General features: G+C 48.2%; 8 protein-coding genes. All 8 read left to right on the forward strand.

Translation table 11 applies throughout. The annotated features are described in order from the left end of the window. Positions 1-175 precede the first annotated feature (175 nt). The 8 genes from ACHLI0_RS12855 (at position 176) to ACHLI0_RS12890 (ending at position 13,466) form a co-directional block, all read left to right on the forward strand. Positions 176-2,053, forward strand: a complete 1,878-nt coding sequence (locus ACHLI0_RS12855) for a sodium:solute symporter family protein (RefSeq protein ID WP_118337075.1) — start codon at positions 176-178, stop codon at positions 2,051-2,053. 130 nt (positions 2,054-2,183) lie between these two features. Further along, positions 2,184-4,670: an outer membrane protein assembly factor BamB family protein gene (locus tag ACHLI0_RS12860; RefSeq protein WP_490749317.1), complete on the forward strand. Its 2,487-nt coding sequence runs from the start codon at positions 2,184-2,186 to the stop codon at positions 4,668-4,670. A gap of 92 nt (positions 4,671-4,762) precedes the next feature. Continuing rightward, positions 4,763-5,899: a GNAT family N-acetyltransferase gene (locus ACHLI0_RS12865; RefSeq protein ID WP_490749318.1), complete on the forward strand. Its 1,137-nt coding sequence runs from the start codon at positions 4,763-4,765 to the stop codon at positions 5,897-5,899. A 5-nt stretch (positions 5,900-5,904) separates the two neighbouring features. Then, positions 5,905-7,779, forward strand: a complete 1,875-nt coding sequence (locus ACHLI0_RS12870; RefSeq protein WP_490749319.1) for a DNA topoisomerase IV subunit B — start codon at positions 5,905-5,907, stop codon at positions 7,777-7,779. Then, complete coding sequence (gene coaD, locus ACHLI0_RS12875) at positions 7,776-8,231, forward strand: pantetheine-phosphate adenylyltransferase (RefSeq protein WP_022470555.1); 456 nt, start codon at positions 7,776-7,778, stop codon at positions 8,229-8,231. The genes ACHLI0_RS12870 and coaD overlap by 4 nt, the downstream gene beginning before the upstream one ends. A 288-nt stretch (positions 8,232-8,519) precedes the next feature. Then, positions 8,520-10,103, forward strand: coding sequence for a S41 family peptidase (locus ACHLI0_RS12880; RefSeq protein ID WP_490749581.1), 1,584 nt, complete (start codon positions 8,520-8,522; stop codon positions 10,101-10,103). Positions 10,104-10,160: 57 nt separating this feature from the next. Then, positions 10,161-10,817, forward strand: coding sequence for a hypothetical protein (locus ACHLI0_RS12885; RefSeq protein WP_490749320.1), 657 nt, complete (start codon positions 10,161-10,163; stop codon positions 10,815-10,817). Between the two features lie 66 nt (positions 10,818-10,883). After that, positions 10,884-13,466, forward strand: a complete 2,583-nt coding sequence (locus ACHLI0_RS12890) for an outer membrane beta-barrel family protein (protein ID WP_490749321.1) — start codon at positions 10,884-10,886, stop codon at positions 13,464-13,466. Positions 13,467-13,601: the final 135 nt, after the last annotated feature.

Below are 13,601 nucleotides of genomic sequence, written 5' to 3' on the forward strand. Positions count from 1 at the left end.
TCTGACACGTCAAGTCTTAACACCTGACGTGTCAGCTATTAAAGCCTGAGAAGTCAGATAAATAGTATCAGATAGTATCAGTATGAGTTAAAATAATATTTGTTTCTTCCCCACATTCGACCTACTTTTGTACCTGATAGATTATTAATGTACAAAACCTAATCAAAATAGCAACATGAAATTACACACATCCGATCTTCTGATCATCTGCGCCTACCTCATTGCCATGATTGTCATCGGACTCATACTGAAAAAACGGGCCGCACAAAATATGGACTCCTATTTCCTGGGAGGCAAATCACTGCCCTTCTATATGCTTGGCCTGTCCAATGCATCCGGGATGTTCGACATCACTGGTACGATGCTAATGGTTTACTGGGCATTTGCCTACGGATTCAAAAGTCTCTGGATTCCCTGGCTGTGGCCAGTATTCAATCAGATATTCCTCATGGTTTATCTGTCGGTGTGGTTGCGGCGTTCCAATGTGCTCACCGGAGCCGAATGGATCAAAACCCGCTTCGGTAAAGGCAAGGGAGCGACACTCTCTCATACCATCGTTGTCGTATTTGCGTTATTAAGCGTACTCGGATTTCTGAGTTACGGATTCATAGGAATAGGCAAGTTCATGGAAATCTTTATTCCCTGGGAAGTCATTTCACCCTACATTCCTTTCACGGTATCACCGGAGTATGTTCCGCATGTATACGGTATCTTCTTCACAGCTATCGCTACCTTCTACGTCATGTTGGGAGGAATGCTGAGCATCGTATGGACGGATGTCGTACAGTTCCTTATCATGACGGTGGCAGGCATCGTTATCGTAGTGATCGGTATGCAGATGGTGGCGCCGGATATGATACACTCCTTTGTACCTACCGGATGGGATTCCCCTTTCTTCGGATGGACGCTCGATATTGACTGGAGCAGCCGGATGAGTTTGCTGACCGAACGAATGGCGAACGAACCTTACAGTCTGATAGGCATCTTTGTCATGATGGCGTTGCTCAAAGGCATCTTCATGAGTATGGCAGGGCCTGCGCCCAACTATGATATGCAGAAAATTCTGTCCTGCAAGTCTCCCAAAGAAGCGGCGATGATGAGTGGTTCCGTATCCGTAGTGCTGTTGATTCCACGCTATCTGATGATTATGGGATTTGCATTACTTGCCATCTATTTCTTCAAGGAAGACGGCGGACTGACACAGATGGAAGTGACCCGCACAGACTTTGAGACGATTCTTCCCCATCTGATCACACGATATGTTCCGGCAGGACTTGCAGGATTATTATTGGCAGGTCTACTGGCAGCTTTCATGTCGACCTTTGCCTCTACCGTCAATGCAGCCCCTGCATATATCGTAAATGATATTTATCTGAAATACATCAATCCGAAAGCAAGCGTGAAAACTCAGATACGCAGCAGTTATGTCATCTCTGTGGCAGTAGTGGTGGTGAGCACTGTCATCGGATTCTTCCTGAAAGATATCAATGAAATCTTCCAGTGGATTGTAGGTGCACTGTTCGGAGGATACATCGCAGCCAACGTACTGAAATGGCATTGGTGGCGTTTCAACGGTGAAGGTTACTTCTGGGGAATGACTGCCGGAGTAGTGGCAGCTATTGTAATGAAATTTACCGTTCCGGACGCATGGGTACTTTATTTCTTCCCCGTACTGTTCGGCGTCTCTCTGATCGGATGTATCATCGGGACTTACAGCGCTCCGGCTACAGATGAAGAGACTCTGATCAACTTCTATGTCAATGTACGCCCGTGGGGATGGTGGAAACCGATTCAGGAGAAAGCAATCGCCCGCTACCCGCATATTCAGGCGAATAAAAACTTCAAAAGGGATGCCTTCAATGTGGCGATAGGAATCATCTGGCAATGTACGCTTACCATCATCCCGATGTACCTCGTTGTCCGCGAACAATTAGGACTCTGGAGTTCTATCGCCTTGCTTCTGATTACCACGCTGATATTAAGAAAGACCTGGTACAAGCCTTTGTGTAAGGAGGAAGCGAGATACAACGAAGAGATGAAACAAATACGATAAGTATCAGCATAATTAATTTATATCATAAATTTAGGCACGGATGACACGGATTTCACGGATTTAAAAGATCGGTCAATTAAAAACCACGTTAACCCGTGTCATCCGTGCCTAATAAAACAGAGAACCGACCATGAAAAGACTATCCGTAATACTCTTGTCATTTTTACTATATCTTCCGCTGTGCGCACAATTTAAAGGAACCGTCTATGTCGACACCAATCAATCGGGCACATTCGACAAAGGAGACAAACCGCTGGCAGGAGTGATGGTAACAGACGGAATGAACGTAGTAAAAACAGATAAAAAAGGCCGGTTCTCACTATCGGGATTCAAGAAAACCCGATTTATCAGCATTACTACACCTGCCGGATTCGAGACACAACAATTCTACCTCCCTGTCAAGGAAGACAGAAAAAGCTATGATTTTATAGTGACCGAAAGCGAACGGACCAAGACCAGAGAACACTCCTTTATCCATATCACCGACACGGAAGTGACCGGAGGAGTGGGGCGTTGGGTCACCGACCTACAACAATACATAAAGAACGAACAACCGGCTTTTCTGATTCATACCGGAGACATCTGCTACGAACCGGGACTCACAGTGCACAATCAAATTGTGAATGCACAAACAATGGACTGCCCCGTCTATTACTGCATAGGCAACCACGACCTGGTGAAAGGCAACTACGGCGAAGAACTTTATGAATCGATTTATGGCCCGACATGGTATTCGTTCGATGTCGGCAACGTGCATTATGTCGTTACTCCCATCGACCACGGAGACAACCCGACCGATTACACGCAAAGGGATGTATACAACTGGCTGAAGAATGACCTCGCCCTGATGAAGAAAGATCAGGCGCTTGTTCTTTTTAACCACGACCTGTTTACTCCCGGCGATAACTTCGTATTCAAGGCAGACAAAAAGGATATCCTCGACTTTCGTACCTTCAACACGAAAGCACAAATTTACGGACATATGCACTACAACTACGTCCGCAATCAGAAAGGCATTTATACCATCTGCACCGGCACACTGGACAAAGGAGGCATCGATCACTCCCCTTCTTCATTCAGAGACATAAAGATAGATGCCAACGATCACCTCACAACGCAACTGCGTTATACTTTCATCGAACCGCAAATCGCTATTGTTTCTCCGATGAAGAATCAAGCAGCCCCCATACATCCGGAAACCGGCTATCAGCTTCCGGTCTCGGTCAACACCTATAACTCACAGGCAAAAACATCGTCTGTTTCTTATGTGCTGAGCAATCCGGAAGACAACCGGGAAATAGCCAAAGGCAACCTGTCGCCCCTCACCGACTGGAACTGGAGCGGAAATATTCAAATACCCGCTAACGAAAACGGAAAGAAACTGAACCTGACAGTGACTTCATCCTTCAACGACGGAAAGGAAGCGACTGCCACCAGTCAGTTCCTTTATCAGAAAGATTTCAAATCGACTGCTATCGCAGGGAAGGACTGGAATACCCTACTTCAGAACGCAAGTCACTCCGGTGGAATAAATGACTCCCAAATCAAACTCCCCCTGCAACTACAATGGACAGCGAACACAGGAAGTAACATCTTCATGACCTCCCCCCTCATCGCCGGACAAAGAGTATTCATTGCCACTACCGATGATAACACGTCGCTCAACACTTATATCTGTGCATTCGACTTCCATTCCGGCAAACAACTATGGAAGTTCCGCACGGAAAACTCGGTAAAGAATACCATTGCCTGCGAAAATGGAATCGTTGTAGCCCAGGATGCCTCCTGCAATCTGTACGCCCTCGACGCAGCATCCGGAAAACCACTGTGGCAACAATACATCAACTTAAAGAACTATCCCTATCTGACCGAAGGACTGACAATTGACAAAGGAATCGTTTATGCCGGAATCGGCGCCGGACTTTCAGCCTACGACCTGAAAACAGGAAAAGTGATATGGACCAACACGGACTGGAAACAACGGGAAGGCTCGACCACCACGTTAACCATCGCCGGAGACGTACTAATCAGTGGCACCCAATGGGGAGGACTGTATGGCAACGACATCCGCACTGGCAAACAACTCTGGAAGCTCTCCGACAACGGACTCGGCAACCGAGGTGCCTCTCCGGTCTACAAAGACGGAAAATTATGGATCATCTCCTCCAAAAGCTTTTTCCTGATAGAACCTCAAACCGGTAAAGTACTCCAGCAAAAGGAACTGTCCGCTAATCTGGACGTGACATCTACCCCGCTTGTCACCGAACATGAGATTATCTTCGGTAGCGCAGACCGTGGAGTTTTCGCTCTCGACAAACCGACTCTTTTCATCAAATGGAAAGCCGAGACTTTGCCTTCTCTTGTATACACCGCTCCTTATTCTTCCACCCCACAGGCGGGAGTAGAAACAAGCCCTGTATCTTCACAAGGAATGGTCTATATCGGAGCTTCCGACGGGTATTTATACGCCATCGACCAGTCAACAGGGATTATCAAAGACAAGTTGTACTTCGGAGCACCTGTTTTCTCAACGATAGCCGTATCGGGAAACAGGATGATTGTTTGCGACTTTGCGGGTAATGTTTATTGCCTGTCGTCAAAAGCGGCAGAAGAATAAAGTACATCCCGCCTCACGCAGTTTTCTCCACCCGCAGCGTTGTAATTTAAAGATTATCACGTATCTTTGCCCCTCAATCATAAATACGAGATATGGCTATTACAATCAAGAAAGTCTCTACAAAGAGAGAACTTAAGAAGTTTATTCGCTTTAATTACAGGATGTATAAGGGCAATCCATATTCCGTGCCCGACCTTTACGACGATATGCTCAACACATTCAACAAAAAGAAGAATGCGGCATTCGAGTTCTGTGAAGCCGATTACTTCCTGGCATACCAAGACGACAAAATCGTAGGTCGTGTGGCCGCTATCATCAATAACCGCGCCAACGAAAAGTGGGAATGCAAGAACGTCCGTTTCGGATGGATAGATTTCATTGATGACCCCGAAGTATCATCCGCACTCATCAAGACCGTCGAAGACTGGGGAAAAGAGCGCGGCATGACTCACATCACAGGTCCTCTGGGATTCACCGATTTCGATGCGGAAGGAATGCTGATCGAAGGATTCGACCAGCTCAGCACAATGGCTACTATCTACAACCACCCGTACTACCCCGTACATATGGAGAAACTCGGCTTCGAGAAAGACGCCGACTGGGTGGAATACCAAATCTACATCCCCGAAGCCATCCCCGACAAGCACAAGCGTATCTCCGAACTGATTCAACGAAAATACAACCTGAAGATAAAGAAATACACCTCCGGAAGAAAAATAGCCAAAGACTACGGACAGGAAATCTTCGAACTGATGAACGAAGCATACAGCCCGCTCTACGGCTACTCTCCGCTGACGCAACGACAAATCAACCAGTACGTAAAGATGTATCTCCCGATTCTCGACTTACGGATGGTTACCCTCATCACCGACACCGATGACAAGCTCGTTGCAGTAGGTATCTCCATGCCGTCTCTTGCCGAGGCCCTGCAAAAGTCACACGGCCGTCTGCTCCCTCTCGGATGGTTCTATCTGCTGAAAGCACTGTTCATGAAACGCCGTGCCAAAATGCTTGACCTGCTGCTTGTAGCAGTCAAACCGGAGTACCAGAATAAAGGTGTTAACGCTTTGTTATTTTCCGATTTAATTCCAGTTTATCAAAAATTAGGTTTTATCTTTGCGGAAAGCAACCCCGAACTGGAGCTGAACGGAAAAGTTCAGGCACAATGGGATTACTTTGAGACTAAGCAACATAAGCGCCGCCGTGCGTTCACCAAAGAGATTAAATAACAGCTATGGAAGAGAACGAATTGATATCTGTAAACAACAATGCAGTAGAGTACACTGACGACAACATCCGCCACCTGAGCGACATGGAACATGTGCGCACACGCCCCGGTATGTACATCGGTAGGCTGGGCGATGGCGCGCACGCCGAAGACGGAATCTATGTCCTCCTCAAAGAAGTCATTGACAACAGTATCGACGAGTTCAAGATGCAAGCCGGTAAGAAAATCGAAATTACCGTTGAAGAGAACCTCCGCGTCAGCGTACGCGACTACGGACGAGGCATCCCCCAAGGAAAACTGGTAGAAGCCGTAAGCGTACTGAACACGGGTGGTAAATACGACAGCAAGGCATTTAAGAAAAGCGTCGGACTGAACGGTGTCGGTGTGAAAGCCGTCAACGCATTGAGCTCTCGTTTTGAAGTACGCAGCTACCGTGACGGTAAAGTGCGTATCGCCACATTCTCCAAAGGCAACCTGCAGACCGACGTGACGCAGGACACCGAAGAGGACAACGGAACCTTTATCTTCTTCGAACCGGACAATACCTTGTTTGAGAACTACGTTTTCCGTCCCGAATTCATCGAGACCATGCTACGCAACTACACATACCTCAACACGGGACTTGCCATCATCTATAACGGTCACCGCATCCTGTCGCGCAACGGTCTGGTAGACCTGCTGAACGACAACATGACGGCAACCGGCCTCTATCCTATCGTCCACCTGAAAGGAGAAGACATCGAAATCGCCTTCACGCACACCGGACAGTACGGAGAAGAGTATTACTCCTTCGTCAACGGTCAGCACACCACACAGGGGGGAACCCATCAAAGTGCTTTCAAAGAACATATCGCCCGCACCATCAAAGAGTTCTTCAACAAGAACATGGACTATACCGACATCCGTAACGGACTGGTTGCCGCCATCGCCGTCAATGTGGAAGAGCCGATCTTCGAAAGCCAGACCAAAACGAAACTGGGATCTACCAACATGACTCCCGGCGGCGTGACAGTCAACAAATACGTAGGCGACTTCATCAAACTGGAAGTGGACAACTTCCTGCACAAAAACGCGGACGTAGCGGAAGTAATGCAGCAAAAGATACAGGAATCGGAAAAGGAACGGAAAGCCATCGCAGGCGTCACGAAGCTGGCACGCGAACGTGCCAAGAAGGCCAACCTGCACAACCGCAAGCTGCGCGACTGCCGCATCCACCTCAACGACCCGAAAGGGAAAGGAATGGAAGAAGACTCCTGCATCTTCATCACCGAGGGAGACTCGGCGAGCGGTTCCATCACCAAAAGCCGTGACGTAAACACTCAGGCAGTATTCAGCCTTCGCGGTAAACCGCTGAACTCGTTCGGACTAACGAAAAAGGTAGTCTACGAAAACGAAGAGTTCAACCTGCTGCAAGCTGCTTTAAATATAGAGGACGGCATAGAAGGACTCCGTTACAACAAAGTGATCGTTGCCACCGATGCCGATGTGGACGGTATGCACATCCGTCTGCTGCTCATCACGTTCTTCCTGCAATTTTTCCCCGACCTCATCAAGAAAGGTCACGTATATATTCTGCAAACGCCGTTATTCCGCGTGCGCAACAAGAAGAAAACGGTGTACTGCTACAGCGAGGACGAACGGGTGAACGCCATCAACGAACTAAGCCCCAACCCGGAAATCACCCGATTCAAGGGACTGGGAGAAATATCACCGGACGAATTCAAGCACTTTATCGGCAAGGATATGCGCCTGGAACAAGTGACATTGCGTAAGACAGATGCCGTAAAAGAACTCCTGGAGTTCTACATGGGCAAGAATACAATGGAACGACAGAACTTTATTATAGACAATCTGGTTATAGAAGAAGACTTGGCATCATGAGAAAAGCAATATTTCCGGGTACTTTCGACCCCTTCACCATCGGTCATTATTCGGTAGTGGAACGTGCACTCACCTTTATGGACGAGGTAATCATCGGGATCGGTATCAACGAAAACAAGAATACCTATTTCCCCATCGAGAAAAGAGAAGAAATGATCCGGAATCTCTACAAGGACAATCCCCGCATCAAAGTGATGTCTTACGACTGTCTGACGATAGACTTTGCCCAACAGGTAGAAGCACAATTCATCGTTCGCGGTATCCGCACGGTCAAGGATTTCGAGTACGAAGAAACAATCGCGGACATCAACCGTAAACTGGCGGGCATCGAAACCATCCTGCTCTTCACAGAACCGGAACTGACCTGCGTCAGCTCAACGATTGTACGCGAGCTGCTGACTTACAACAAAGATATCAGCCAGTTTATCCCCGAAGGAATGGAGATAAATTGAAAGTCGGTAGTATCTCTATTGAGGCTGACTAAAAAGTCGGCAGTATCTTAAATCTCCTCCTTCCGGAAGGAGGAGTGGTCGAAGACCGAGGTGGTAGGAAAAATGATGTGTATTCCTATTTTATTGTAAATAACAGAGTTATGTATCCACCTACCACCTCCCCCTACGGGTACTCCTCCTTCCCGAAGGAGGAGAATGAAGATAGTATCGACTTTAGCCTCAGGGGAATTAAGATAGTTTGGATAACGCAAAGGTAACTTGCGAAACTTAAAATAATAATTAATGATGATGAAGAAGATTAAAGTATATGCCCTCCTGGTTTGTCTGTTGGCAACGTCCGCTGCACAGGCCCAAAGTTTCGGCTCCGCCGCCATGCGCAAACTCCAAATGGCGGAATTCGCGATTTCCAACTTCTACGTAGACAAAGTAGATGAAGACAAACTGGTAGAAGAAGCTATCATCAAGATGCTGGCACAGCTCGACCCGCACTCCACTTACTCGGATGCCGAAGAAGTGAAGAAGATGAACGAACCGCTTCAAGGCAACTTCGAGGGCATCGGCGTACAGTTCCAGATGATCGAGGACACCCTGCTCGTCGTACAACCCGTCAGCAACGGACCTTCCGAGAAAGTGGGCATCCTTGCCGGTGACCGCATCATTGCCGTCAACGACTCCGCCATCGCAGGAGTAAAAATGAGCACGGAAGATATCATGAAGCGTCTGCGTGGCCCGAAAGGTTCGAAAGTCAACCTGACCATCGTCCGCCGTGGAGTACAAGACCCGCTCGTGTTCACCGTGAAAAGAGATAAGATACCTATCCTGAGTCTCGACGCTTCCTACATGATTCAGCCAAAGATCGGATACATCCGCGTCAACCGCTTTGGCGCAACCACCGCCGAAGAATTCAAGAAGGCAATGAAAGACCTGCAACAGCAAGGCATGAAAGACCTCATCCTCGACCTGCAAGGCAACGGCGGAGGATATCTGAACGCCGCCATCGACCTTGCCAACGAATTCCTCGGACAGAAGGAACTGATTGTTTACACCGAAGGCCGGACCGCACAGCGCAGCGAGTTCTTCGCCAAAGGAAACGGAGAGTTCCGTGACGGCCGCCTCATCGTATTGGTAGACGAATACACCGCTTCCGCCAGCGAAATCGTGAGCGGCGCAGTGCAGGATTGGGACAGAGGTATCATCGTAGGCCGACGTTCTTTCGGCAAAGGACTGGTGCAACGTCCTATCGACCTGCCGGACGGCTCTATGATCCGACTGACCATTGCACGGTACTACACCCCTGCCGGTCGTTGCATCCAAAAGCCTTATGACAGTTCGACCGATTACAACAAAGACCTGATAGACCGCTTCAACCACGGAGAACTGATGAATGCCGACAGCATCCACTTCCCCGACTCGCTGAAAGTGCAGACCAAGAAACTGAAACGTACCGTCTACGGCGGAGGCGGCATCATGCCGGACTACTTCGTTCCGATTGATACGACACTCTACACGGACTATCACCGGAAGCTGGTCGGCAAAGGAGTCATCATCAAATTCACGATGAAATTCATCGAAGATCACCGCAAGGAACTGGCCGATAAATACAAGAAGTTCGAAAGCTTCAACGAAAAGTTTGTTATCGACGACGATATGCTCGCCACCCTCCGCGAAATGGGTGAGAAAGAAGGGGTGAAGTTTAACGAAGAGCAGTATCAGAAGGCACTTCCGCTGATCAAGACACAGCTGAAAGCACTGATAGCCCGCGACCTCTGGGATATGAACGAGTATTTCCGCGTCATGAATACAACGAACGAAAGCGTGCAGAAAGCATTAGAAATCCTCCGTTCGGGCGAGTATCAGAAGAAATTGAAATAAGAAAACGCAATAGTTTCGTATTCACACACACAAATCAATTCTAAATACTGGTACGACATGAGCAGACATTTTCTTTTTATTTCGCTATTACTGTCGGCATCGTTGGCTGGTAAAGCACAGAGTGGAAAAGCAATGTATCACATGGATATGAAGACAGAATCGGTTTCCCCTATTACGGCTATGATTGATGAAACAGAGGATTGTAATATAGTTCACAATAGTTTTCAATCTACTCAAAGTGTTTCTGTAGGAAAATCAGATTTCCTTATAAAAACGGCAGCAGACGATGACCCGGTCGCAGGCTTCAATGTAATCTGCGTTTATAAAGGGAATGATAAGCTAATAGAATTAAAAGATTACGATATGTGGACTTATATGTATGATGGTCTCTCCTCCATTGACTACAAAAAATACACAGACAACCGATATTACATTCCTCTTGACCTGAATGCTCAAACCAAAGCCTTATGTTTTGTAGGTTGGCCCTATGGAGGAGACCTTTCCTATTTAACAATCATCATTCTAACAGAGAATGATGCTAAACTTGTCTTCCATAAAAATGTAAGCATTGAAGATATCATCAAAACAGATGATGAATATTCCATCAAGATACAAACCACTCTAGAAGAATATGATTCCTGCGGAAAACTCACTACAAGTCCTACTTACGGAACAATCTATTCAAAAAGTGGAATCTTGTACATCGAAAAATAAAACGGATCAACCGTACCCGATCAGACACCTTGGTTGTAGTATAAGTAAAATCATTAAAACAGAAGTATGATACGACAGTTTGGTTTTACTTGGACAGCAATCAGCTGGTTACTGATGGGATACGGTTTATTTTTTGCCCTCTCCCCTTTGCAGGCGCAGACCGCCATCAAGAAATTCTCACTAGAGCTAAAGAACGAAAGCCTGCCCGAAGCACTGAAGCAGTTGGAAAAGGCAGGAGGAAAAAACATCCTCTTCACCTACAACGGAACAGAAAGTTATCGGGTGACCGTCAGCATCTGCGAAAAGACGGAACGCGAAGCCATCGACCTTGTACTGACCGGCAAACCCTTCCTTTGCATCGAACGGGAAGAGTATTTCGTCGTGCAGCGGAAGAAATCGGACAAAGCCATCGCCATAGAAGGCAAAGTATATGACGAAAAAGGAGCCCCCCTGCCCTTTGTCAACATTCTCGCCCTTGCCGCCGATTCCAGTTTCCTTGCCGGAAGCGTGACCGAAGAAGACGGCTCCTTCCATCTGCCCCCGGTAGCGGGAGAAGACTGTCTGCTGAAAGCGACCTACATAGGATATCGCCCGCAAATCATCCCCTGCCGGCAACAAAACACCATCCGCCTGCAACCCGACACAGAGTTACTGAAAGAAGTCGTCGTCACCGCCTCCCGCCCGCTGATAGAACGGAAAGACGGAACGTTGAAGGCCAATATAGCCGGAACGCCCCTTTCACTGATGGGATCGGCCAAAGAAATGATCTCCCACCTCCCTTTTGTCACCGGCTCGGACGGAGAATTTACCGTACTGGGCAGAGGCACTCCTGAAATCTATATCAACGGCCGCAAAGTCAGAGACAAGACCGAACTGGACCGTCTGCAAGCCAATGAAATACTATCGGCAGAAATCATCACTACACCGGGCGTACAATATGGCTCTTCGGTAGGCGCCGTCATCCGTCTGCGCACCATCCGCAAACGCGGACAGGGAATGAGCGGCAGTTTCTACACCGACTACTCGCAAGGACGCGAACCGATCGGCAACGAAGGCATATCCCTGAACTACCGTACCGGCGGACTGGATATTTTCGTAAAAGGTGACTTTGCGGAAATCAACAATCACACAACCAACATCTCCAGCCAGGACATTTATGCTTCGTCCGACTGGAACCAATCGACAGAAAACAAAAGCAAACAAACCTACCGCACCTTCAACGGCGAACTGGGATTCAACTACGAAATCGACGAAGACCAGTCATTCGGTATGCGCTATATGCCCGGCACGAACATAGGCAATGCACACACTACCAATGAAGGGACCACCCTCATCCTGCAAGATGGCAAAGAAGTAGACCACCTGCACGCTCTCCGCCAAACAGATGCCCACACCGGCTGGTGGCAGGCAGCCAACGGATACTACAACGGCACTTTCGGCAAATGGAACATCGACTTCAACGCCGACTACCTGTACGGCCGGGACCGCATCCGTCAATATGCCGAAAACAACGGAACCGAAGACGCCACTTCGAGCAACCGCGTACGCAACCACCTCTATGCCGCCAAGCTCCTGCTCACCGCCCCACTCTGGAAAGGCAAACTCAGTTTCGGCACAGAAGAGACATTCACCAACCGCCACGATGTATTTCTCCAAAGCGGCTTCTCCGCCGATGCCGACGACCGCATCAAACAAACGATGCTCTCCGGCTTCATCGACTACAGCCTGCCATTGGGAAAGTTCAACATCCTTGCCGGACTGCGCTATGAATTTCAACAAACAGATTACTACGAGAAAGGGATTCACCAAGACGACCAAAGCCCCACCTATCGCGACTGGATACCGGTAGTCAGCATCAGATACACTTCCGGCAACTGGTTCTTCGCCCTTTCTCACCGGACGCTGAAATACAGTCCCAGTTATGACATGCTCACCAGCGCCGTCACCTATCAGAACAAGTACTCCTACCAGAGCGGAGACCCGTTTCTCGTTCCTCAGATACATCGTGCGACTTTCTTTGATGCCGGATGGAAATGGATCAACTTCAGCCTCAACTACGACCATTGCTGGAATATGTACACCAGCTACACCCGACCGTATGACGACATCAACCATCCCGGTGTATTGCTGTTCGGCAGGGCAAGCATTCCGCATTCCAACCGATACGGAGGCAGCATCGTCCTTTCGCCAAAGATCGGCATATGGCAGCCTCAGTTCACCACCGGTATTGACTGGTTCAACTCTCACGCAACCTCCATAGGCATTACCCAAAACTGGAATGAACCGCGATTCTATTTCATTTTTGATAACAACTTCAGTTTCCCTAAAGGTTGGTTCTTCAACATCAAAGGAGAACTGGCGCCCGGCGCCAAACAAAGTTACGCCATCTGGAAAACCGAAGGAAGAGTAGATGCCCAACTGACCAAATCGTTCCTGAAAGACCAGGCGCTGAAAGTATCGGTAACCGCGAAAGACATCTTTCACACCGGCTACAGATACTTCACCATCTATGGCGACCGTACCTTCAGTTCCAACCGTGATTATACCGATCAGCAGCGTTTCGGCATCCGGCTGAGCTATCAGTTCAACGCCACGAAGAGCAAATATAAAGGAACCGGAGCCGGAGCAAGCGAAAAGTCACGTTTGTAATTCCCGGTTTCACAAAGATGACCAACAAGTCGGTTCCATCACAAGAGAGGCTGACTAAAAAGTCAATAGTATTCCCAATCTCCTCCTTCGGGAAGGAGGAGTACCCGTAGGGGGAGGTGGTAGGTGAATACATTA

It is taken from the genome of Bacteroides sp. RCH18, from assembly GCF_058231005.1.

What these genes read in the sequence shown, in the direction of transcription:
- ACHLI0_RS12855 (WP_118337075.1), top strand. Translation starts at nt 176, where the DNA reads ATGAAATTACACACATCCGATCTTCTGATCATCTGCGCCTACCTCATT.
- ACHLI0_RS12860 (WP_490749317.1), top strand. Translation starts at nt 2,184, where the DNA reads ATGAAAAGACTATCCGTAATACTCTTGTCATTTTTACTATATCTTCCG.
- ACHLI0_RS12865 (WP_490749318.1), top strand. Translation starts at nt 4,763, where the DNA reads ATGGCTATTACAATCAAGAAAGTCTCTACAAAGAGAGAACTTAAGAAG.
- ACHLI0_RS12870 (WP_490749319.1), top strand. Translation starts at nt 5,905, where the DNA reads ATGGAAGAGAACGAATTGATATCTGTAAACAACAATGCAGTAGAGTAC.
- coaD (WP_022470555.1), top strand. Translation starts at nt 7,776, where the DNA reads ATGAGAAAAGCAATATTTCCGGGTACTTTCGACCCCTTCACCATCGGT.
- ACHLI0_RS12880 (WP_490749581.1), top strand. Translation starts at nt 8,520, where the DNA reads ATGAAGAAGATTAAAGTATATGCCCTCCTGGTTTGTCTGTTGGCAACG.
- ACHLI0_RS12885 (WP_490749320.1), top strand. Translation starts at nt 10,161, where the DNA reads ATGAGCAGACATTTTCTTTTTATTTCGCTATTACTGTCGGCATCGTTG.
- ACHLI0_RS12890 (WP_490749321.1), top strand. Translation starts at nt 10,884, where the DNA reads ATGATACGACAGTTTGGTTTTACTTGGACAGCAATCAGCTGGTTACTG.